Source organism: Terrabacter sp. NPDC080008 (assembly GCF_040702505.1).
GTDB lineage: Bacteria > Actinomycetota > Actinomycetes > Actinomycetales > Dermatophilaceae > Terrabacter.
The window spans coordinates 281089-302380 of record NZ_JBFBLC010000006.1 but is presented as its reverse complement, the minus strand read 5'-3'; the positions used below and the strand labels follow the sequence as shown (position 1 = coordinate 302380).

The 21292-nt window shown below is 72.1% G+C and carries 18 protein-coding genes; 10 read left to right on the top strand and 8 right to left on the bottom strand.

Translation table 11 applies throughout. The annotated features are described in order from the left end of the window. The first annotated feature begins 18 nt into the window (after window positions 1-18). The 3 genes from AB0316_RS17585 (at window position 19) to AB0316_RS17575 (ending at window position 4754) form a co-directional block, all read left to right on the top strand. Window positions 19-1506: an amidase gene (locus AB0316_RS17585; RefSeq protein ID WP_366274335.1), complete on the top strand. Its 1488-nt coding sequence runs from the start codon at window positions 19-21 to the stop codon at window positions 1504-1506. Next, on the top strand, window positions 1490-2263 hold the full coding sequence (locus tag AB0316_RS17580; protein ID WP_366274334.1) for a FadR/GntR family transcriptional regulator: 774 nt from the start codon (window positions 1490-1492) through the stop codon (window positions 2261-2263). Before AB0316_RS17585 ends, AB0316_RS17580 begins: the two co-directional genes overlap by 17 nt. 82 nt (window positions 2264-2345) lie before the next feature. Next, window positions 2346-4754 carry a Tex family protein gene (locus AB0316_RS17575; protein ID WP_366274371.1) on the top strand — a complete coding sequence of 803 codons (2409 nt, stop codon included), beginning with the start codon at window positions 2346-2348 and terminating at the stop codon, window positions 4752-4754. Between the two features lie 46 nt (window positions 4755-4800). Here AB0316_RS17575 and AB0316_RS17570 read toward each other — a convergent pair whose 3' ends face one another. Continuing rightward, entirely contained in the window at window positions 4801-5181 is a 381-nt protein-coding gene (locus AB0316_RS17570) for a VOC family protein (RefSeq protein ID WP_366274333.1), read from the bottom strand. Window positions 5182-5344: 163 nt separating this feature from the next. On the opposite strand from AB0316_RS17570, the gene AB0316_RS17565 reads away from it, so the two are divergent. Next, entirely contained in the window at window positions 5345-5803 is a 459-nt protein-coding gene (locus AB0316_RS17565; RefSeq protein WP_366274332.1) for an SRPBCC domain-containing protein, read from the top strand. Window positions 5804-5839: 36 nt separating this feature from the next. On the opposite strand, the gene AB0316_RS17560 is transcribed toward AB0316_RS17565, so the two are convergent. Continuing rightward, entirely contained in the window at window positions 5840-6763 is a 924-nt protein-coding gene (locus tag AB0316_RS17560) for a universal stress protein (protein WP_366274331.1), read from the bottom strand. A 134-nt stretch (window positions 6764-6897) separates the two neighbouring features. Further along, window positions 6898-7341, bottom strand: coding sequence for a ChaB family protein (locus tag AB0316_RS17555; protein WP_366274330.1), 444 nt, complete (start codon window positions 7339-7341; stop codon window positions 6898-6900). A gap of 171 nt (window positions 7342-7512) precedes the next feature. Between AB0316_RS17555 and AB0316_RS17550 the strand changes: the two genes are divergently transcribed. From AB0316_RS17550 to AB0316_RS17535, 4 genes are all read left to right on the top strand, one after another. Continuing rightward, window positions 7513-7740: a hypothetical protein gene (locus AB0316_RS17550; RefSeq protein ID WP_366274329.1), complete on the top strand. Its 228-nt coding sequence runs from the start codon at window positions 7513-7515 to the stop codon at window positions 7738-7740. A gap of 122 nt (window positions 7741-7862) precedes the next feature. Further along, window positions 7863-9326 (top strand): MFS transporter, encoded by a 1464-nt coding sequence (locus AB0316_RS17545; RefSeq protein WP_366274328.1) that lies wholly within the window; start codon window positions 7863-7865, stop codon window positions 9324-9326. Then, window positions 9323-9877 carry a universal stress protein gene (locus AB0316_RS17540; protein ID WP_366274327.1) on the top strand — a complete coding sequence of 185 codons (555 nt, stop codon included), beginning with the start codon at window positions 9323-9325 and terminating at the stop codon, window positions 9875-9877. Before AB0316_RS17545 ends, AB0316_RS17540 begins: the two co-directional genes overlap by 4 nt. A gap of 250 nt (window positions 9878-10127) precedes the next feature. Beyond that, window positions 10128-11522 carry a nuclease-related domain-containing protein gene (locus AB0316_RS17535; RefSeq protein ID WP_366274326.1) on the top strand — a complete coding sequence of 465 codons (1395 nt, stop codon included), beginning with the start codon at window positions 10128-10130 and terminating at the stop codon, window positions 11520-11522. A gap of 29 nt (window positions 11523-11551) precedes the next feature. Here AB0316_RS17535 and AB0316_RS17530 read toward each other — a convergent pair whose 3' ends face one another. The 4 genes from AB0316_RS17530 to AB0316_RS17515 form a co-directional block, all read right to left on the bottom strand. Further along, window positions 11552-12433, bottom strand: coding sequence for a universal stress protein (locus AB0316_RS17530; protein ID WP_366274325.1), 882 nt, complete (start codon window positions 12431-12433; stop codon window positions 11552-11554). Between the two features lie 39 nt (window positions 12434-12472). Next, window positions 12473-13441: a universal stress protein gene (locus tag AB0316_RS17525; RefSeq protein WP_366274324.1), complete on the bottom strand. Its 969-nt coding sequence runs from the start codon at window positions 13439-13441 to the stop codon at window positions 12473-12475. Between the two features lie 148 nt (window positions 13442-13589). Beyond that, window positions 13590-14045 carry a hypothetical protein gene (locus tag AB0316_RS17520; RefSeq protein WP_366274323.1) on the bottom strand — a complete coding sequence of 152 codons (456 nt, stop codon included), beginning with the start codon at window positions 14043-14045 and terminating at the stop codon, window positions 13590-13592. Between the two features lie 41 nt (window positions 14046-14086). Then, entirely contained in the window at window positions 14087-16177 is a 2091-nt protein-coding gene (locus AB0316_RS17515) for a CARDB domain-containing protein (protein ID WP_366274322.1), read from the bottom strand. A 267-nt stretch (window positions 16178-16444) separates the two neighbouring features. Between AB0316_RS17515 and AB0316_RS17510 the strand changes: the two genes are divergently transcribed. After that, window positions 16445-17812 carry a wax ester/triacylglycerol synthase domain-containing protein gene (locus AB0316_RS17510; RefSeq protein WP_366274321.1) on the top strand — a complete coding sequence of 456 codons (1368 nt, stop codon included), beginning with the start codon at window positions 16445-16447 and terminating at the stop codon, window positions 17810-17812. On the opposite strand, the gene AB0316_RS17505 is transcribed toward AB0316_RS17510, so the two are convergent. Continuing rightward, a complete protein-coding gene (locus AB0316_RS17505; RefSeq protein ID WP_366274320.1) occupies window positions 17806-19212 on the bottom strand; it encodes an aminotransferase class V-fold PLP-dependent enzyme in 1407 nt (468 codons plus the stop codon). The two genes, AB0316_RS17510 and AB0316_RS17505, sit on opposite strands and share 7 nt — an antisense overlap. A 244-nt stretch (window positions 19213-19456) precedes the next feature. Between AB0316_RS17505 and AB0316_RS17500 the strand changes: the two genes are divergently transcribed. Beyond that, complete coding sequence (locus AB0316_RS17500; RefSeq protein WP_366274319.1) at window positions 19457-21130, top strand: hypothetical protein; 1674 nt, start codon at window positions 19457-19459, stop codon at window positions 21128-21130. Window positions 21131-21292: the final 162 nt, after the last annotated feature.

The window sequence follows — 21292 nt, the reverse complement described above, 5'->3', positions numbered from 1 at the left end:
CCCCGCGGAAGGACGCCCATGCCGCACCCGTCTGGCCGACCGGCCGGCCTCACCGCCACCGAGCTCGTCACCGCGTATGCCGCCGGCGACCTCTCGCCGGTCGACGTCCTCCGGGACGTGGTCGCCGTCATCGAGACGCGCGAGCCCGAGCTCAACGCCTTCTGGCACCTTGACCTGGACACCGCCGAGGCGGCAGCGCGGGCGAGCGAGGCCCGTTGGGGCAGAGGCGAACCCGCCGGACCCGTCGACGGCGTCCCGGTGACCGTCAAGGAGAACCTTGCTCGTGCCGGGGTGCCCATGCCCGCCGGCAACGCGGGAGTCGAGCCGGTCGTGCCTGTCCGCAGCAGCCCGGTCGTCGAGCGCATCGAGGAGGCCGGCGGGGTCATCCTCGGCTCCACCGTCATGCCCGACTGGGGCATGCTCAGCTCCGGGGTGTCCAGCCTGCACGGCATCACCCGCTCGCCGTGGGACCCGGCCCTGACGACCGGCGGCTCGAGCTCCGGTGCAGGTGCCGCCGCGGCCGGGGGTTACGGGCCGCTGCACGTCGGCACCGACATCGGCGGCTCCATCCGGCTGCCCGGCACGTGGCTCGGCCTGACGACGCTCAAGCCGAGTGCGGGCCGGGTGCCCCTCGACGCCCCCTACCTCGGCCGCGCGGCCGGCCCGTTGACCCGTTCGGCCCGCGATGCCGCCCTGCTCCTGTCGGTCATCAGCCGTCCCGACCCCCGCGACTGGACGAGCCTGCCACCCGAGGACCTCGGCACCGTCCTGGCCCCGGAACCGGGCGAGGTGCGGGGCCTGCGGGTCGGCCTGCAGCTCGACGCCGGCTGCGGCCTCCCGCTCGAGGCCGAGGTGCGCCGGGCCGTCGAGGCGGCCGCGTCGGTCTTCGAGGCAGGCGGCGCGGAGGTGGTGCCGCTCGCCCCCTTCATGACGCCGCGGATGCTGCACGACCTCGACGAGTTCTGGCGACTGCGCTCGCTCGCCGACTTCGACGCGCTGTCGCCCGAGGCCCGCGAGCGCGTCCTGCCCTTCATCCAGCGCTGGGTGCTGGCGGTGCGGGACGTCGACGGCACGTCCGCGCTGCGCGACTACGCGAGCATCATGGCGCTGCAGCAGGCCACGGTCGCGGCGACCGAGCCCTTCGACCTCGTCCTGTCCCCCGTCGCACCGGTGGCGGCGTTCGCCGCCGAGCGGCCCATGCCGTGGGGCGAGGACGACCTCGGCATGGCGCACATCGGCTTCACCGCGCCCTACAACATGTCCGGCCAGCCGGCCGCGTCGGTCAACTGCGGCTTCACAGCCGACGGGCGCACCATCGGCCTGCAGGTGTCGGGCCGGCGCTTCGACGACGTGGGCGTGCTCCGCGCCGTCGACTGGTACGAGCACCACCGGCCGGCCGACGCGAGTCCGTGCTGGCCCATCCCCGCCGTCGAGCAGGGCATGCCGGTCGCGACGGCAGGGCCGGCTGAGCCGCTGGCGACGGACGGGCGTGGCGGCCGTGCCTGACGCGGCGGCCCGCGGCTTCGAGCCGGTGCGGCCGGTCCGCCTCTACGAGCGCATCGTCGAGCAGGTCGAGGATGCGATCGCGAGCGGTGAGCTGCGTCCGGGCCAGCGCCTGCCGAGCGAGCGCGAGCTCGTCGTGCAGTTCGGCACCAGCCGGGCCACCGTGCGCGAGGCCCTGCGGGTGCTGGAGAGCAACGGCGTCGTGCGCTCGCGCCCCGGCGACCCGAACGGCCCCGAGATCCTGCCCTTCACCACCGGTGGGCTGACCAAGCAGGTGCGACGACTCGCTCGCGCGGACGGACTGGCCCTGTCGCAGCTGATCGTCAGCCGGATGATGCTCGACTCCACGGCGAACCGGCTCGCCGCCGTGCTCCGCACCGAGGAGCAGCTCGCCGAGATGGAGGCCGCCATCGAGCAGATGCGCGTGGCCGTCGACGGCGGCTACGGCTCCTTCAGCGAGGCCGACATCGCCTTCCACGAGGCGATCGCCCGGGCGAGCGGCAACACCCTGATCCAGGTGTGCAACGCCGTCGTGCGCGACACCGTGCTCTCGCTCATCTCCGACAAGATCGCGCACGCCCGCAACGCGCAGGCCCTGATGAAGCGCTCCCTCGGCCACCACGAGCAGGTGCTCGCCGCGATCCGGGCCGGCGACGGGCCCGGTGCTGGTCGTGCGTCGCTGCACAGCATCTACGACTACTACGCCGGCTACGTGCCCGAGGCGGAGCGCGCCGCCCTGCAGGCCCTGCTCGACGACTGATCCCGGCCGCACGGCAGAATGCGTGGCTGCGTCCGCCGTCGACAAGGAGAACAACCCGGTGAACAACCAGGCGACTGCCCAGGTGAAGGTGCCCTCGATCGAGCGTCGCATCGCGGAGGAGCTCGGGGTGCGTGACGGCCAGGTGGCCGCCGCGGTCGGCCTGCTCGACGGCGGCTCGACCGTGCCCTTCGTGGCGCGCTACCGCAAGGAGGTCACGGGCGGGCTCGACGACGCCCAGCTGCGCACCCTCGAGGAGCGCCTCGGCTACCTGCGCGAGCTCGAGGAGCGGCGGGCGGCGGTGCTGGCCTCGATCGAGGAGCAGGGCAAGCTCGACGACACCCTGCGGGCCCAGGTCATGGGCGCCGAGACCAAGGCCCGGCTCGAGGACATCTACCTGCCCTTCAAGCCGAAGCGGCGCACCAAGGCCCAGATCGCCCGGGAGGCCGGGCTCGAGCCGCTCGCCGAGATGCTGCTCAGCTCTCCCGACACCGACCCGGCCGCTGCAGCCGCGACGTTCGTGGACCCCGCACGGGAGGTGGCCGACCCGGCGGCCGCCCTCGACGGCGCGCGCGCCATCCTCGTGGAGCGCTTCGCCGAGGACGCCGACCTCATCGGCGACCTGCGCGAGCGGGTGTGGAAGCAGGGCCACCTCGGCTCGAAGGTCCGCGCCGGCAAGGAGGAGGAGGGCGCCAAGTTCTCCGACTACTTCGACTTCTCCGAGCCGCTCTCGAAGCTGCCGTCCCACCGCATCCTCGCGCTCTTCCGCGGCGAGAAGGAGGACGTGCTCTCCCTCGAGATCAGCCCCGAGGACCCGGCAGCCGAGCAGCAGCCCGGCCCGACGGCATACGAACGCGCCATCGCCCGCCGCTTCGGCATCGAGAACGCCGGTCGCCCGGCCGACCAGTGGCTCGCCGACACGGTCCGCTGGGCGTGGCGCACGAAGATCCTCGTCCACCTCGGCATCGACGCACGGATGCAGCTGCGCCGCGCCGCCGAGGAGGAGGCCGTACGCGTGTTCGCCGCCAACCTGCGCGACCTGCTCCTCGCCGCTCCGGCGGGCGCCCGCGCCACGATGGGCCTCGACCCCGGCTTCCGCACCGGCGTCAAGGTCGCCGTCGTCGACGGGACGGGCCGCGTCGTCGCGACCGACGTGATCTACCCCCACGTGCCGCAGAACCAGTGGGACCGCTCCCTCGCGACGCTCGCGCGCCTGGCCAAGGAGCACTCGGTCGACCTCATCGCGATCGGCAACGGCACCGCCTCCCGCGAGACGGACCGCCTCGCGGCCGACCTCATCAAGACGCACCCGGAGCTGAAGCTCACCTCCGCGGTCGTCTCCGAGGCCGGGGCCTCGGTCTACTCGGCGTCGGCGTTCGCGTCGCAGGAGCTGCCCGGGATGGACGTGTCGCTGCGCGGGGCCGTGTCGATCGCCCGCCGCCTCCAGGACCCGCTCGCCGAGCTCGTCAAGATCGACCCCAAGTCGATCGGCGTCGGGCAGTACCAGCACGACATCAGCCAGACGGCCCTGTCCCGCTCACTCGACGCGGTGGTCGAGGACTGCGTCAACGCGGTCGGCGTCGACGTCAACACCGCCTCCGCTCCCCTGCTGACCCGGGTCTCCGGCATCACACCCGGCCTGGCCGACAGCATCGTCGCCCACCGTGACGCGACGGGCCCCTTCCGCACCCGCAAGGCCCTCAAGGACGTGCCGCGGCTCGGACCCAAGGCCTTCGAGCAGGCGGCCGGCTTCCTGCGGATCTCCGGCGGCGACGACCCGCTGGACGCGTCCGCGGTGCACCCCGAGGCGTATCCGGTGGTCCGCCGGATGCTCGAGTCGACCGGTCAGAAGCTGACCTCGCTCATCGGCAACACCGCTGCGCTGCAGGCGCTCCGTCCCGCCGACTACGTCGACGACACCTTCGGGCTGCCGACCGTCACCGACATCATCAGCGAGCTCGACAAGCCCGGACGCGACCCGCGCCCGACCTTCAAGACGGCCACCTTCAAGGAGGGCGTCGAGGAGATCAAGCACCTCAAGCCCGGCATGACCCTCGAGGGCGTCGTGACCAACGTGGCCGCCTTCGGCGCCTTCATCGACATCGGCGTCCACCAGGACGGCCTGGCCCACGTGTCGGCCCTGTCGAAGAGCTTCGTGCGCGACCCGCGGGAGGTGGTCAAGCCCGGTGACGTCGTCATGGTGAAGGTCCTCGACGTCGACGTGCCCCGCAAGCGCATCTCCCTGACCCTGCGCCTCGACGACGAAATGCCGGCCAGCGGCACCGACGAGCGCGGCGGGAAGCCGGGCCAGCGTCGCGACGGACGGCCCGGCTCGAGTGCGCGTGGTGGCCAGGGCCGCAACGACCAGAACCGTGGCAACAAGGGCCGTGGCGGCCAGGGCACCAGTGGTCAGGGTGGGCGGCCTCGACGCGACGAGGCGCCCGTCAACAGCGCGATGGCCGACGCCCTGCGCCGCGCCGGCTTCACCGGCTGAGCGGTCGTCACGACCCGACGCCTCAGCACCGCGTCGCGGCGGGCGCTCAGGCGTCGGGTCGGGCCCGGTGGAAGACGGCCTCGACGTTGTTGCCGTCCGGGTCGCGCACGAACGCGCCGTAGTAGCCCGGGTGGTACTCCGGCCACAGCCGCGGCTCGTGCAGCGACTCGGCGCCGAGCTCGAGTGCTTTCGCGTGGAAGGCCTGCACCGCCTCGACGCTGTCCGCACGGAAGGCGCAGTGCATCTCCCGGTTGGGCTCCTCGCCCTGCCAGCGGGTGATCCAGAAGTCGGGGTGGCCCTCGGTGCCGTAGCCGATGGCCATCCCGACGTCCATCTGGCGCCCGTAGCCCAGGAGGCCGAGCACGGCGTCGTAGAAGCGGGCGCTGGCCTCGAAGTCCGAGCAGTTGATCCCGAAGTGGTCGATCATGCACCGAGGCTAGGGCGGGTCGGCACGCGGCGGAGCGAGAACAGCGAGCCCCGGCGGCCAACCGAAGCGCGCGACCCCATTGTCACGGAGCCCAGTCTTTGGTCGACTGTCAGGTAGTGGGTCCGGCCCACGAGGAGCCGGTCCGAGCCACCCGGAGGTGCTCATGAGCAGTCCCGCCCAGTCCGTCCCCGACCACGCTGCCCCGGACGGCGCCGCGTCCGACGAGGACCGCGATCTCGAGGGGTCTCCCGCCGGAGTCCACTCGAGCGTGACGGTCACCGCCCCGGTCGAGCAGGTGTGGCAGCACCTGATCAGCGCCCGCGGCACGGAGGCCCTCCTCGGCCCCGGCGTCACGCTGGGCAACAAGGGCGAGTCCTGGCACAGCGCCGACGGGCCGCACGGCGTGGTGCGCAGCTACCACCCGCTCGAGCAGATCCGCGTCAGCTGGCACCCGCACGAGGACGGCCCGCTCAGCATCGTCGACCTGCAGCTGAGACCGGACGGCGAGGGCACCCGCGTGGACCTCTACCACGAGGGCCAGGGCATCGCCGACGACGGCGCCGGCGACAAGTCCCGCTGGGACGAGGCGCTCGGGCGTTTCGCCGAGGCGCTCGACGCCTGAGCCGGCTCGCCTGCCCGCCTCGGCGTCGGGCGATCGTCACCGGACGATCATGACCGGGCAGGCCGCGTTGTGGACCACCCGGTGGCTCACGGAGCCGAGCAGCATGCCCGTGAACCCGCCGCGACCGCGGGAGCCGACCACGATGAGACCGGCGGTCGCCCCGAGGTCGGCCAGGGACTGGCCCGGGTCGCCGTAGAGCACCTCCGTGGTCACGATGACCTTGGGATGCTGCGCCCTGACGCGGTTCGCCGCGTGGGTCAACAGCTGGTCGGCGCGGTCGCGGATCGCGTGGGTCTCCTCGGTGCCGCCCTTGGCCGACTCGACGTAGGCCCAGGACTCCATCGAGACGGAGTGGGCGACGCTGACGATGTGCAGCACCGCACCCTCCCGCTCGGCCACCTCGGCTGCAGCGTCGACAGCCCTTTCCGCTGCGTCGGAGTCGTCGATGCCGACGACCACGTCGTGGTCGCGTCCTGGCCGTGGCGGCATCGGGACGTCGTCGGGTGTCTCGCCCTCCGGGCCGCGCAGGACGACGACCGGGCAGTGCGCGTGGGCGGCGACGGCGTACGAGGTCGAGCCGAGCAGCCCGGCGAGGAAGCGCCCGCGACCGCGGCTGCCGACCACGACGAGGTCGGCGTCCTTGGAGGCCTCGACCAGCTGCGACGCAGGGCTGCCGAGCCAGTACTGCACCTCGATCTGCGAGGCGTCGAGGGTCGTCCCGGCCCGCTCCGCGCCCTTGTCGACCAGCGACTTGGCCGCCTTCTCCATGGTCGGTTCGAACGACGCGAGGTCCATGCCGGGGGACGCAGGTGCACCGGCGATGTTGACGCCGTTGAGGATGGTCAGGTGCTTGCCCTGCTGCCGGGCCGTCTCCGCCGCCCAGTCGAGGGCGAGCTGCGACCCCACTGAGTCGTCGTAGCCGACGACGATGCCGTACCTCGCGCGAGCCGCGCCGTTCATGGTGCACCCCTTCCGCGTCCGGCCGGGGCCGATCCTCCGGCCACCTCCATCCTCCCGTCCTGCGCGCGCGCCGGGGGCGGTTTGTGAGGACTGCGACAGGAGCGACAGACGGGGGCGTATGCCGTGGAGCCGGGTCAGCTCGAGCTCTTGCGCGCCTTGGCCGTGGAGCGGTCGTTCGCGCGCTGGATCGCCTCGACCAGCTCGTCCTTGGACATCTGCGACCGGCCCCTGACCTCGAGCCGCTGGGCGATGTCGTAGAGGTGCTTCTTGGAGGCGTTGGCGTTGACACCGCCGGCCGTGTCCCCGCGGCCGGACGTGCGCCGGGCATCGGCGCCGCCCCGAGCGGCCTGGGCGTCGCTCGGACCCTTGGAGTCCTTCTCCTCCCAGTGGTCGCCCACCTTCTCGTAGGAGTGCTTGAGCGAGGCGAACGCGGTGCGATGCGCCCGCTCACCCTCCCCGTACTCCTCCACGGCCGAGTCGTGCGTCTTCTGCCACGTCTCCTGGGCCTTCTTCGGTGACCGCTCGAGCGTCGACGGCAGGTCGGTCTTCGAGCTGGACGAGCGCTTCTTCGCGGGCATGGCGACCTCCTCTGGTGCGTCGGACCGTACGCGGGGAACGTACCCACCTCGCGGGCCGACACGTCATCGGACGTGGGAGGCGGCATACGGCATCCGGCATCCGGCATCCGGCAACGCGGGGCCTCCTGCGCCTCGGCGTGGGACTCCGCCCGGGCGGGTACGCACCCGGGCATGGACATGGTGAAGCGCTCCCAGCCCAGCACTCCCGACCCCAACGAGCACGACGGCGGCCGACCGGACGTGCCGGCGGACGAGGCGCCCGACGTGCTCTTCCCCGACACGCTCGCCCCTCGCGCCTACCAGGACGCGTTGCGGCGCACCGAGGAGGACGACGAGGAGGACGACGAGGAGGACGACGAGGAGGACGACGAGGAGGACGGACCGCCGGAGGAGCGCTGAGCATCCGCATGTACCGGTTTGCGTTGGCACAGCCCGATCAGGGGGTACGCACTTCCCGGTGACGACGTGCCTCGCATGTCCTCGCCCGACGGTTGGTAGCTGTTCGGATCAAAGGAGATGTGATGAGCGAGGCTGTCGCACAACGCAGGGGTGGTGCCATCCGGAGCCTGGTACCGGCGCGGATGGACCGGCTCCCGTGGACCAAGTTCCACTGGACGGTCGTCTTCGGGCTCGGGGTCTCGTGGATCCTCGACGGCCTGGAGATCCAGATCGTCTCGGAGTCGGGCTTCCAGAAGTCGCTCGGCATGTCGGCCGCCCAGGTGGGCCTGACGGGCACCGTCTACCTCGTCGGGCAGGTCGTCGGGGCGCTGACCTTCGGGCGCCTGACCGACCGGCTCGGGCGCCGAAAGCTCTTCATCATCACGCTCGTCATCTACCTCGTCGGCTCCGGCCTGGCCGGCCTGTCGCCGAACATGTGGTTCCTGTGGGCGTGCCGCTTCATCGCCGGCATGGGCATCGGCGGCGAGTACACCGCCATCAACTCCGCCATCGACGAGCTGATCCCCGCGCACTACCGCGGCCGCGTCGACATCGCGATCAACGGCACCTACTGGTTCGGCGCGTTCTTCGGCGCCCTCGCCAACCTGTACCTGCTCAACCCCGACAACGTGGCCGAGAACGTCGGCTGGCGCCTGGCCTTCTTCATCGGCCCGATCCTCGGTCTGTCGATCATCTACCTGCGCCGGCACATCCCCGAGAGCCCGCGCTGGCTGCTGACCCACGGCCGCGCCGAGGAGGCCGAGCGCACCGTCGACGAGATCGAGGAGCGCGTGCGCCGCGAGGGCGGCGAGCTCTCCGAGGTCGACGAGAGCAAGGCGATCAACGTCAAGCCCGAGGACGCCATGGGCCCGAAGGTGCTGTGGGACGTCTTCGTCCGGCGCTACGGCAAGCGGACGATGCTCGGCCTCACGATGATGGTGACGCAGTCGTTCCTCTACAACGCGATCTTCTTCACCTACGCGCTCGTGCTCACGAACTTCTACGGGATCACGAAGGCCAACACCTCGCTCTACTTCCTGCCGTTCGCGGCCGGCAACCTGCTCGGGCCGCTGCTGCTCGGGCACCTCTTCGACACCATCGGCCGCCGCAAGATGATCTTCAGCACCTACACGATCGCCGGCATCGTGCTGCTGGTCTCCGCCTGGGCCTTCCACGCGGAGATCCTCAACGCCACGACCCACACGATCTTCTGGTGCGTGTCGTTCTTCTTCGCCTCGGCGGGCGCCTCCGCCGCCTACCTCACGGTGAGCGAGATCTTCCCGCTCGAGGTGCGCGGCCAGGCGATCAGCTACTTCTTCGTCATCGCCCAGTGCGCCGGCGCCGTCGCCCCCGTGCTCTACGGCGCGCTCATCGGCGACGGCAAGGACCGCGTGCCGCTCACGTGGGGCTATGTCGCCGGCGCGGTCATCATGATCTTCGGTGGCATCGTCGCCCTGGTCATCGGCATCGATGCCGAGCGCAAGTCGCTCGAGGACATCGCCGACCCGCTGAGCAAGGTCTCGGAGGAGTCGGGGGCGGCGGCATGAACGTCGCGAACCTCGGCAAGCCGCACCGCATCGTCGTCGGGGTGAGCCCGACGAGCGGCTCCCCCGGCGCCCTGAGGTGGGCCGTCGAGGAGGCGGCCGTGCGCGGTGGCCACGTGCTCGCCGTCCGTGCCTGGCGTGCCCACATGCCCGAGACGGCGACCGGCGGCCGCCTGCCGTCCGTCGTCTCGGACGACACGACTCTCGCAGCCGAGCAGGCCCGGCTCGCCGAGGACGTGGTGCGGGTGCTCGGGCCCGACCACGTCGTCGACACCCGGGTCATCCCCGGGAAGCGACGCGCCGTCCTCATCGAGGAGAGCCGCACCGCGGACCTGCTCGTCATCGACGCCGGCCACTCGACCGAGGTCGGGGCCCGCTGGCTGGGCAGCCGGCTCGTGCGGGCGGCCCACTGCCCGGTCGTCGTCGTGCCACCTGCGCTGGGCGAGCTGCCGCCGCGCACCGTGGGGCTGGCCGCCGACCGCTTCGAGCGCTCGGTCGAGCGAGCTGCCGCCACGGCCGGAAGGCCGGGCTTCCAGCGTCCCCCGTCGGGCTGACGCTCCGTCGTGGAGCGGCTCCGGCCGCAGTGTCCGGAACGCTCCACGACCACCCTCGCCGCCGCCGTCGAGCGGCTGCCCCACCCGGCCGTATGCCGCCGGGCACGGTCTCGAGGCCCGAGTCCTTCGCGAATTGCGAGGATTCGGGCCCGAGACCGACTTCGCGTCCCTAGTCTGCGACGTCGAGGGGCCCGCGCGCCGGGACGCGGCGCAGGAGCACGTGCAACGGGCACGGGGGTCAGGGGTGGCCATGGCGGCAGGCGGGTCGGCGCAGAGCCGCGCCGACGAGCTGAGGTCCCAGGCTGCGCAGGCCCGGGCGCGGGCCGAGGCGCTCGAGTCGGAGGCCGGCGCCTGGGCTGCCGGCGCGGACGGTGAGCGCCGGGTGGCCGCGCTCCTCGCGCAGCTGCCGGCGGGCTGGCAGGTGCTGCACGACCGCCTGCTGCGCCCCGGTCGCACGCAGACGAACCTCGACCACATCGTGCTGGGGCCCTCCGGCGCCTACCTCGTGGACACGAAGAACTGGGCCGGCGGCATGAGCGTGCACGATGCAACTCTCTGGCAGCACGCGTCCGGCAGCTCGCCGAAAAGCCGCGAGCTCGACACCGTCAGCCGGTTCGCCGCTGAGATGGAGAAGGCCCTGGGCCAGCCGGTCGTGCCGGTCGTCGCCCTTGCTGACTGTGGGTCTTCGGCGTTCCAACAGCAGCGGGTCCGCGGCGTAGAGGTGGTTCCGCACACCGGGCTGACTGGCTGGCTGCTCCGTCAGCCGGGTGCCGCGGACCCGGTGGAGACACAGCTGGCCGCGCGACGGGTGGAGAATCTCTTCCCCGCCGCGAGCGCCACTCCCGCGCCATCGGCCACTCCGCTCACCGTCCCCGACGTCGTCGGAGGCTCCACACCTTCGGAGGCGCGCGAGCCGTTGGCTTCGCCGCGACGCGGCAGGCGGCCGAGGACGATTCGACAGACACCCTCCGGAACGCTGCACGGCCCAGGTCGCGACGGCGGACGTCGTGGGGCGGTGTCTGAGTCGCGACCCGTGACTCGGCGCCGACGTCCGGTCGTGTCCGCCTTCCTCGCTCTCGGGGCCTTCATCGCCCTGGAGGGTCTGGCCTCATTCGTCCTTTCCCACGGCTCGGCGTCCACGAGTCCGCCTGGCGCGGTGCCGCTCGTCGCATCGCCGCGGTCCACCTCTGCGTCCGTCGCGATCTCCAAGCCGTGCCTGGCGGCGCTGTCGACGAAGGACGTCGCGCGGATCACGGGGTCGAAGATCGTGGTGGACAAGTCGACCGGGTCCGACGACCTGTGCGGGTGGTGGCTCGCCAAGCCTCGCTACACGACGGAGCCCGCGGACATCTCGGTGGAGACCGGCCGCCTTGCTCGCGTGCGACTGACGTCGTCAGGAGCCGCCGCAGCACGGCTGGACCGGCTGCCCGGAGAGGTGTCGGCCTGGGTGCCCGTAGGCACCCGACTCGACGGCTGGCCGGTGAAGCTACGCACCAACGCGACCTTTCTCGTGTCGCTGCGCTTCCGCTACCCTCCGGGCGCGGACCAGGCCCGGGCCAGGGCGGTGGAAGCAGCAGCCGAGACGACGCTCACCCACCTTGCGGCGGTGCTGGCGAACCGGCTGCCGCCCGATCCGGCCGGCTGACACCGCATCGCCGCCTGCTTGCACTGGCCTCAGTGGACGAGCATCACGGGGCAGGAGGCGTCGTGGACGATCCGGTGGGCGGGACTTCCGGCCAGAACTGCGCCGACGCCACCTTCGTGCGGCGCGCCGATGACCAGCAGTCCGGCCGCGCGGGTGCTGCGGGCCAGCGTCACGACGGGGTCGCCGTGGAGGGTCTCGACCGTCACGCGAAGACCCGGGTGGCGCACGGCGAGGCTGCCGACGGCATACGAAACGCCTTTCGTGCCAGGCGTCTTGGGGGCTCCGGTGGCGGGACGCACTGTCACGAGGCGGAGTGGGGCCGAGCAGCCGGACGCGACGGTGGCGGCCGAGGAGACAATGCGCTCGATCCGAGCGGTGTGCTCCTCGTCGTCACCCGGGGTCAGGGCGCAGACCACCTCGCGCCCGGGACCGGGCACCGGCACCTCGTGCACGGCGCTGCTCTCGTGCCGCTCCCGCTCGTGCAGCACGACCACCGGGCAGTACGCGTGGGCAGCCACGGCGGATGACACCGAGCCCATCAGCGCGCTGCGCGCCCGTCCGTGCCCTCGCGTCCCGAGGACGACGAGGTCCGCCGTCATCGAGGCGTCCACGAGCTCCTCCGCCGGCCCTCCGAAGGCGTGCACGGCGCGGACACGGGACCGCGCCAACGGCCTGCCGGCCCACATCGACGGCGCGCCGACGAGCGTCTCCGCGACCGTCTCCAGCGAAGGGCTGAGGGGGCGCACGGCGTAGCCCTGACGGCTGGGAACGAGCCGCACGGCGTGCACGATCTTCAGCGCGTCACCGAGCGCGTGCGTCACGGCAGCCGCCCACGCCAGCGCTCGCTGTGACGCGGGAGAGCCGTCGTAGCCGGCGACGACGAGGCCACCGGCCGGTCTCGGCGTGGCCATCGGTGCTCCTTCGCTCGGTACGGGCCCGGTGGCCGGTCGTCAGTGGATCACCATGACCGGGCACGGGGCGTCGTGGACCACGCGATGGCTGACGGAGCCGAGGAGCATCCCGGTGAAGCCGCCGTGGCCGCGCGAGCCCATGACGACCAGGCCAGCACGCACGTCCACCGCATAGGCGGCCACCGCCTGTCCGGGGGACCCCGCAAGCACGCTCGTGCGGACCTCGAGACCCGGGTGTGCGCGGGTGATCTCGTCGGCGACCTCCTGCAGGACCTGCCCCACGTGCTGGTGCATCGTCTCGAGCATCTGCTCACGACCCACGACCGTGTCGCTCTCGGGCCACACCTCCAGGCCACCGACGTTGTCCACCGTGATGACGTGCAGCGTGGCCTGTGCGGCGGCCGCCACCTGCATCGCCGTCTCGAGTGCCCGTTGCGCATCCTTGGAGTCGTCGAACGCCACCACGACCGGGTGACCCGGCCCAGCATGGACGACTGCGTCGCCTCGGACGACCACCGCGGGGCAGTGTGCGTGGGCCGTGACGGCATACGACGTGGAGCCGAGGAGCCCGGCCGAGACGGCACCGTGCCCACGGGAGCCGGTCACGACGAGATCGGCATTCTCGGAAGCGGCGACGAGCTCCGCGGCCGCGCTCCCGATGACGCTGACCGAACGCACGTCCTCGGGCTCGAGCGTCTTCGTCGCGATCCCCCTCGCCTCGTCCAGCACCCCCTTGGCCATGACGTCGTAGGGACTGGCCTGCACGCTCGGGTCGTAGGCCCGGAAGGTGGGGGTCATCGTCATGCCCGCGCAGTGCAGCAGCGTGAGCGGACGCTCGTCCCGCTCGGCGGTCTGGACGGCCCAGTCGAGCGCCAGACGAGCGCCCGGGGACCCGTCGTAGCCGACGACGATGCCGTGGTTCACGTCCTCGCTGGACGACCTGCCGGTCGAGCTGTCAGTCGAGCTGCTGGTGGAGCTCTCGTTTGCCGGGCTGGTTGCAGCGCTCATCGCCCTCCCCTTCCACTGCGGTCGGGGCCGCGTGCTCCGGCCACTCCCATCCTCCCGCGGCCGAGGCGGCCCGTCCGTGGCTTGTGACAGCCCAGACAGGCCGGCGGGCGAGCGTCGGAACGCTCGCCCGCCGTCCTCGCTCAGCCGCTCACTTGCCGAGGAGCAGGCTGACCGAGGTGTTGCCGGTGCAGTCGGGCATCTCGCGGATCGCCCACCGGCCTCGCAGTCCGTTCCCGGCGAAGTTCGACTCTGCGTCCCGCTCCTCGACCTCCCCCTCCGAGGGGGTCCAACCCCGGCTGGAGTACGCCTTCTGCATGTCGGCCAGGGTCGCCCGGAAGGGCTTGGGCGACACCGCGGTCACCACCGTGCGGTTGCCGCTCCGGGCCTCGACGCCTGTGACGATGAAACCGTCGGGCACGCCGGCGGCCGTCGGGAAGGACGAGGGAAGTGCCACCGGCTTGGCGTCCTTGGCGCAGACGGCCACCGGTGCCGAGGTCGTGCCGGGCTCCGCCATGGCGGAGTCGAGCTCGTCGGACTCACAGCCCGCGAGAGCCGTCGCTGCCACGAGGATGACGAGGGTGGGCGCGAGGACGCGGCGCCTCATCCCAGGCCTGCCCGTGACAGGCGACGAGCACGTGGGTCGGGTCACTTCGTCACCTGCATCTGGCGCTGGTTGTCGCCCTCGTCGGACTCCTTGACGGCGTTGGCCGGGTCGGCGACCACGGCGATCGTGTGCGTTCCCTTGGCCAGCCGCACGCCCGGGAAGGTGACCGTCGTCGACGCCCCGGCTGCCACCGCGGTGGCTGTGGAGGTCCCCGCGTCGACGCCGTCGACCAGCAGCCGCACCGTGACGCCCTGGGCCGCCGCCTTGCCCGTGTTGGCGAGGGTGGTGCTCGCGACGTAGAGGCCGCCGCTCTTCGACACGGACAGCGCCGTCGGGGTCAGGTTGGGCAGGGCGTCGTACGCCGCATACAGCGTGTTGCCCGTCTGCTGGCGCGCGATGGTGGCGTAGGCGTCGAAGTTCTGCGCACCACCGGGCTGGGCGCAGGCGCCGGTGCAGCCGTCGGCGTAGCCGACCTCTACCCGCCCCGTCCTGTCGACCGTCGCGTCCATGAAGTCGAGCAGGTTGCGGTCGTTGCCGCAGGTCGTCCCGCCGGTGCAGATCGAGCCGCGCTGCACGGGGTCGTTCGGCGTCGTGTCGACCGTGACCCAGCTCTTGCCGCCGTCGTAGGTGGTCGACACGTAGAGGTGCCACTCGCCCTTGAAGTTGGCGGCGTCCTGGTAGTTGCCCGCCGTCGTCGTGCCGATGAAGGCGAACGACGCACGGTCGTCGTCGCCCGCGACCACCGCCGGGAAGACGACGTTGTGGATGCCGAGGCTCGCTCCGACGTTCTGGTCGTCGGTCCACGTCTTGCCCTTGTCGCGGCTCACCGCGACGCGGGGCGTTCCGTCGGCGGCCTGGTAGCCCAGGTAGACGGTGCCCTTGGCGCCGATGCCGACGCTCGGGTCGGAGTCACCGGCCGTGCTGGCCGGGTTCTTGCGCACCGACCACGTGGTGCCGCCGTCCTCCGAGACGGCGACGGCCTGGTTGCCGCCGCACGACTTGTTCGGGACGTAGACGGTGCCGTCGTTCGGAGCCACCTTGACGTGCCCGTGCAGGCCGCCGCAGTCGAGGAGGGAGTACATCGGGATCGCGGGCCCGAAGGTCACGCCGCCGTCGTGGCTCGCGGCGCAGTTCGCGTCGGCGATGTCCTGGCTGCAGTAGTAGACGGCGTTCTTGTACGTGGAGGTCGGCAGGGCTCCGATGCCGCCCGGCGAGTAGGGACCCCCGCCGACGGTCTGGTGGTCGACGCCGGAGTTGAGGCCGCCGCCCTGGCTGGGCGACCACGTCTTGCCCTCGTCGTCGGAGTAGCACATCAGCGAGGTCTTGCCGGCGAGCTGGCTCTCGAACACGCGGCCGGTGGCGGGATCCGTGAAACCGATCGGGTCGAGGGAGGTGGAGCCGCCCGTGAGGCAGCCGTTGGCGGGGGTGGCCGACACGTTCGACCACGTCACCTTCGACGGGGAGACGCTGTCGTCCCACGTGGCCCGGTAGGTGTCGTAGAGCGCCTGGTAGAACGACGCGCCCGTGGTGTGGCTGCTACCGATCGACGGCTCCCCCGCGTTGTGCGCCTGCGGGAACGACTCGGGTGCGCCGTACTGGCTGAACGTCGGCGGCGTGGCCGTGCTGGGGGCGGGGTTGGCCGGGATCGACGTCAGGGTCGCCGTGCCGGTGACCGTCTCGGCCAGCGGCGCGTAGGGCACGACGCGGACCGTGTAGTCCCCGCTCGTCGGCGGCGCCACGATCACCTCGGGGTCGGAGTTGGAGGCGGACGAGGCGATGACGGCGCCCTGAGCGTCCAGCAGGTAGATGTCGAAGTCGGCGGCCGAGTTGGCCCAGCCGACCTTGATGGTGAGCTGGTGGCTGTCGCCGTACCCGCTGGGGGTCGAGACGTGCAGCGCGTAGTCGTCGCACAGTCCGGGGCCGCAGGTGACGTCGCCGACAGTGCCGGTGACGTTGGGCACGGCGAAGGGGCCCGCGGACCACTGCACGCTGGTGCTCGTGTCCGACAGCGAGCCGGACGCAGGCGTGGCAGCGAGGGCAGGTGCCGCGACGCCGACCGCGGCCACCAGGGCGACGGAGGCGACGAGTGGCAAGGCGCGGGATCGAGCTCTTCTGAACGACGTGTGCAGCATGTGCAGCTCCTGAGATCCAGGGAAGGAGGACACCCCCGAGGCATCCGGTCGAGACCGTGGAGCGACGACGGGCGCCCTCGCTCGTGTGACCAACGACCGCAGCAGCGGGGACGCTACGTCGACCTCGGTCAAGACATGGTCAAGAACATCTGGGATTTCGCTGGACGGGATCTGAGTGCGGTGGTGCAGGGCTGGATGTGAGCGGAGAAACAGGTCGGCCTGCGACACCCACGCACGGGCGGACACGAGGCGGCATACGGTCGTGTCATGGGTGCGCGGAGCTCCCGTGGGGACCAGCCGGACGTCGGCACGGTCGACCGGATCACGCCGAACGACCTGACGACGCTCGTCACGGACCGCGGAGCGGCACCCATGAACATCGCCGCGGTTCTCGTCGTAGAGGGCGGTGGCGACCTCGCCAGGGAGGACGTGCTGCAGGCCCTGGAGCGCGGCGCTCCAGCCGTCCCGCGTCTCCATCGTCGGCTGCGGTCCGCACCGCTCGGCTGCGGGCGCCCCTACTGGTGCGACGACGAAGGGTTCGACGTGGCGCGCCACCTCCGCTTCCGCGAGGTCGAGGGCGAGGACGCCCTGTGGGCTGCTGCGGCAGAGGAGGCGTGCCGGCCACTGCCGCGTGACCGGCCACTGTGGCAGGCGTGCTGGGTCACCGGTCTGGGCGGTGACCGCGCCGCGCTCGTCGTCGTGGCCCACCACGTCCTGGCCGACGGGCTCGGAGGCCTCGCCGTGCTCGGCGCCCTGACCGACGCGCCGCCGGCTGCGCCGCCGACAGCGAGCAAGGTATCGAAGCCGACCCGTCGCGAGCTCGCTGCGGACGCGTGGTGTGAGCACCTCAGGACCCTGCAGGCGCTCGGCGATCGAGCGCGCCTGGCCCGATCGGGGGCACGTGACCTGGGCGTCGGCTCCGGGGCTCCTCGACCGCGACTGTGCCCCCGTACGCCGTTCAACCGACCCACCGGGCCCACGCGCCGGATCTCGTGCGTGCAAACGCCTCTCGCCGACGTCCTCGCCGCGGCCCACCGGCTCGGCGTCACCCTCAACGACCTCCTGCTCTCCGCCGTCGCGCACGCCCTCGCAGAGAGCGTCGCCGAGCGCGGGCGAGTCGACTCGGTCGTCGTGTCGGTGCCCTACTCAGGCCGCACCTCGGCAAGCGCCGGCCGTCTCGGCAACGAGACCGGCGTGGTGCCCTTCCGGATCCCCGTCAAGACCACCACCGAAGCCACGGTCCGCGCGGTCGCCGCGGTGTCGCGGGCGCAGCGCACCCGCCCGCGAGCTGCCTCGGCCGCGCCGCTCAACCTGGCCTTCCGTGCGCTGGCTCGGCTCGGCGTCTTCCGGTGGTTCGTCGATCACCAGCGCCTCGTCAACACCTACGTCAGCAACATGCGTGGCCCGAGCCGGCCGTGGACCTTCTGCGGGCAGGTCGTCAACCGGGTCGTCCCCGTCGCCGTCACGCCGGGCAACACGGGGGTCATCTTCGACGTGCTCTCGTATGCCGGCACGCTCGCGATCACGGTCGTGCGCGATCCCGACGTGGTGCCCGATGGTGAGCGCCTCGTCGAGCTCCTGGAGGAGGAGATGGCGGCCCTGGTGCGCTCCCCTTCGCCGCAGCGGGCTCAGTGACGGGACGACAGGGACGACGACACGGATGCAGCGGCGGCGAGCATGGCCTCGGCGGAGACGTCGATGTCGCGCTCGGTGGTCGTCGCGTTGGACACGGAGACGCGGATCAGCCGCTGGCCGTGCCAGGTGGTTGCGCCGACCCAGCACGTCCCATCCGCCTGGATGGCCTGCACCACCGAGTCCGTGAGCCCGGGGTCGCCGATGTTCACGAGAACCTGGTTCAGCACGACGTCGTTGTGGATGCGGGCTCCACCGGCTTCGAGACGAGCCGCCATCTGCCGGGCCAGCGCGCAGCACCGGTCCACGAGGCCCACAACCCCGTCCGTCCCCAGCTCCCGCAGCGCCGCCCACACCGCGAAACCCCTTGCCCGCCGGGACGACTCGGGCGTGAGGTCCCCGAGGACGGGATCCGAGACGGCGCCCGACCCGGTGAGGTACGCGGCGGCATACGACATCGTGGCGGCGTGCAGCGACGCATCGGCGCAGAACGCGAGCCCGCTGTCGTACGGGACGTTGAGCCACTTGTGCGCGTCGGTGCCCCACGAGTCCGCGAGCTCGACACCGTCGAGCAGGTGCGCGGTTCGAGGGCTGGCGGCGGCCCAGAGACCGAAGGCGCCGTCGACGTGGACCCACGCGCCGTGCTCGTGCGCGAGCTCGGTCGCGGTGCGGAGGTCGTCGCAGGCGCCGGTGTTGACGTTGCCTGCCTGGAGGCACACGATGACCGGTCGGTCCCGAAGCCTTGCCAGGGTCGCGCGGAGGCTCTCGACGTCGATGGCTCCCTGGTCGTCGGCAGCCACCGGCTCGATGCTGCTCGTGCCGAAGCCCAGGAGTCGGGCGGCGCGGTCGATGGTGGCGTGTCGCTCCTCGCTGGCGACGACCGCGACCCGGGGCGCCCCGAACAGCCCGTCCCGCGCCACGTCCCAGCCCACGTCGGCGAGCACACGCTGTCGACCGACAGCCAGGCCCACCGTGTTGGCCGCCTGGGCGCCGGTGACAAAGCCGACCGAGGCGGTCTCAGGGATGCCGAGCAGGTGCTTCGTCCACGACGCAGCCGCGCGCTCAGCCGCTGCGGCCGCCGGAGAGAGCACGTCGTTGTAGGCGCACTGGTCCCATCCCGCCGTGAGCATGTCGGCGGCCGTCGCGGCGGGAGATGCGCCGCCGATGACGAAGCCGAAGAACCGCGGGCCGACCGACCCGACGAGGCCGGGCCCCGCCGCCGCGACCAGGTCGTCGACGACACGCTGCGGGTCGGAGCCGCGCGCGGGCAGCGGACCTCCGAAGGCAGCGTCCATGGCAGACCGGTCGGTGGCCGGATGGACCGGCCGATCGCCGACGGTGCGGCGATGGCGGGCACTCTCGGATGCCGCGCGCGTGAACAGCTGCTGCAGATCGACGTCCATGTCGGCACCCTCCTCCGGCCCTCGCCTGCGCACAACCGCCAACCCATCCAGAGTCAGGCAAGGACGTGCGTTCTCTTGACTTCCCTTCGAACATCTGTTCGAATAGATCATGGACGACGTAACAGGGGTGGGCACCGATCGGCGCGTTGGTGTCACTGACGTCGTCGTCGACGTCGACCGCCTGGCGAGGCTATTCCGAACGCGAGCAGGCTGCCGCACGGCCGTCCGGCAACGTGACCTCCCCGTGCTCGAGCGAGCGCTGCGCAAACAGGTGGCCGAGACGCTGCTGGCCGACGTCGTCCCCGCGCTGCTGACCGAGCTGCTCGAGGCTGCCGCCGACGATCTGTCACCCGTGCGAGCCGCGGACGCCCTCTCGCAGCTGGAGGCCCAGGCGGATGCGGAGCTAAGGACCGTCGAGTTCGCGGAGCGCTGCAAGTCCGTTCTGGACGCTGCCGGCCTCGAGGCCCTGGCCCGGCTCCGGTCCACCATCGAGGCCAGCGAGCTGGCACGGACGGCCGGCCTCGGGCGGCCCGCTGCCCCGGGGTGGATAGAGGCTGACGAGCTGGCAGCCATGGAGGTGTCGACCGCGACAGGGCTCGGACAGCAGGAGGTCGGCGTGCGGTTGGGGCTGGCGCTGGCGCGCACGCCAGGCGCGGCCGCGCTGCGCGCCCGGCTGCAGCAGGGACAGGTCTCGCTGTATCGGGCCTGCACCATCTTCCGGGAGATAGCGGCCCTGCCGCCGGAGTGCGGAGCAGGTGTCGTGGAGTCCGTCCTCAAGCCCAAGGACGGCGCACCGCCGTCTCCCAGCCTCTTTCGCCAACGGCTGACGCGAGCCTGCCTCGCTGCCGACCGCGAGGCAGCTGAGCGCCGACGGGCGGCGCGACGACGCCGCGGAGCGCATGCCCAGCTCGACGGCGACGGCCTGGCGACCATGACGGTCGTCAACGACGCCGACAAGATCATCTCCGCCATGGATCGAGCCGATGCGGTGGCTCGGGCTGCCCGTGCAGCGGGCGACCCCCGCGACCTCGACTCGCTGAGAGCCGACGTCATCACCGACACGCTGATGTTCGGCTGGCCGGACTATCCGGGCGCGAGGCCGGAGCGCTCCGACCACGGCAGGCCGGGCAGTGACGGCCTCGCCGATGGCACGAGTGCCGGCGATGGCGGTATATGGGACCCGCGCCGACGAGACAGCGGCCCACGGGACAGCGGCCCACGGGACAGCGGCCCGCTAGACCGCGGCCCGCTAGACAGCGGCCGACGAGACAGCGGCCGACGAGACAGCGCTGGGCGGCATGAGGCGGCGTCGCAGGTGCCATGGTTTACGCGCCTCGGGCGCAGGCCTGCGGCCTGCGTCACGCTGGTCGTGCCGTTCTCGACGGCCCTCGGGCTCACCGACGCGCCGTGCGAGGTGCCGGGCTACGGCTGGATCGCGGCTGACCAGGCCCGCCAGATCATGCTGCACGACGACTCGACCTGGCGAAGGCTGGCCGTCGACGCAGTCACCGGAGCCGCCCTGCAGCTCGAGACAGGCGGCTACCGACCCACGCCCGCCATGCGCGCGCACGTCGAGGCGGTCGACGGGACCTGCCGGGCACCGGGTTGCACGGTGCCAGCGGCCAGGTGCGACCTCGACCACGACATCCCCTGGCCACACGGACCCACCGCCGTCGACAACCTGACGAGCAAGCACCGAGCCCACCACAACGTCCACACGCACGGGCACTGGTCGGTCCAGCGCGAAGGCGACCGAGTTCGATGGCGCACCAAGGCCGGTCGGGTCTATGACACCTATCCCAGGGACTGGCTCGAACCCTTGCGCGACGAAGCATCGGCACTTCCGGTCGACCGCGCACGGCCGGCACCTTCGAGCCGGGTGGTGTCCGGCGAAGCCGAACCACTCCCCCCGTTCTGACGTTTCCGCGATGTAGGCGCGTCGGGAGTGGTCCGCCGCGGACGTCCGTGCCCGACGAGAGTGCTGCCGCGCCTGGGCGCCACGAGTGGCAGCACGCTCCCGACCGGACGGGGGCCGACGCGTCGGGCTACGAGACGACGCTTGTAGCCCGACGGCATACGG

What these genes read in the sequence shown, in the direction of transcription:
- AB0316_RS17585 (WP_366274335.1), top strand. Translation starts at nt 19, where the DNA reads ATGCCGCACCCGTCTGGCCGACCGGCCGGCCTCACCGCCACCGAGCTC.
- AB0316_RS17570 (WP_366274333.1), bottom strand. Translation starts at nt 5,181, where the DNA reads ATGATCGACCACTTCGGGATCAACTGCTCGGACTTCGAGGCCAGCGCC.
- AB0316_RS17565 (WP_366274332.1), top strand. Translation starts at nt 5,345, where the DNA reads ATGAGCAGTCCCGCCCAGTCCGTCCCCGACCACGCTGCCCCGGACGGC.
- AB0316_RS17560 (WP_366274331.1), bottom strand. Translation starts at nt 6,763, where the DNA reads ATGAACGGCGCGGCTCGCGCGAGGTACGGCATCGTCGTCGGCTACGAC.
- AB0316_RS17555 (WP_366274330.1), bottom strand. Translation starts at nt 7,341, where the DNA reads ATGCCCGCGAAGAAGCGCTCGTCCAGCTCGAAGACCGACCTGCCGTCG.
- AB0316_RS17550 (WP_366274329.1), top strand. Translation starts at nt 7,513, where the DNA reads ATGGACATGGTGAAGCGCTCCCAGCCCAGCACTCCCGACCCCAACGAG.
- AB0316_RS17545 (WP_366274328.1), top strand. Translation starts at nt 7,863, where the DNA reads ATGAGCGAGGCTGTCGCACAACGCAGGGGTGGTGCCATCCGGAGCCTG.
- AB0316_RS17540 (WP_366274327.1), top strand. Translation starts at nt 9,323, where the DNA reads ATGAACGTCGCGAACCTCGGCAAGCCGCACCGCATCGTCGTCGGGGTG.
- AB0316_RS17535 (WP_366274326.1), top strand. Translation starts at nt 10,128, where the DNA reads ATGGCGGCAGGCGGGTCGGCGCAGAGCCGCGCCGACGAGCTGAGGTCC.
- AB0316_RS17530 (WP_366274325.1), bottom strand. Translation starts at nt 12,433, where the DNA reads ATGGCCACGCCGAGACCGGCCGGTGGCCTCGTCGTCGCCGGCTACGAC.
- AB0316_RS17525 (WP_366274324.1), bottom strand. Translation starts at nt 13,441, where the DNA reads ATGAGCGCTGCAACCAGCCCGGCAAACGAGAGCTCCACCAGCAGCTCG.
- AB0316_RS17520 (WP_366274323.1), bottom strand. Translation starts at nt 14,045, where the DNA reads ATGAGGCGCCGCGTCCTCGCGCCCACCCTCGTCATCCTCGTGGCAGCG.
- AB0316_RS17515 (WP_366274322.1), bottom strand. Translation starts at nt 16,177, where the DNA reads ATGCTGCACACGTCGTTCAGAAGAGCTCGATCCCGCGCCTTGCCACTC.
- AB0316_RS17510 (WP_366274321.1), top strand. Translation starts at nt 16,445, where the DNA reads ATGGGTGCGCGGAGCTCCCGTGGGGACCAGCCGGACGTCGGCACGGTC.
- AB0316_RS17505 (WP_366274320.1), bottom strand. Translation starts at nt 19,212, where the DNA reads ATGGACGTCGATCTGCAGCAGCTGTTCACGCGCGCGGCATCCGAGAGT.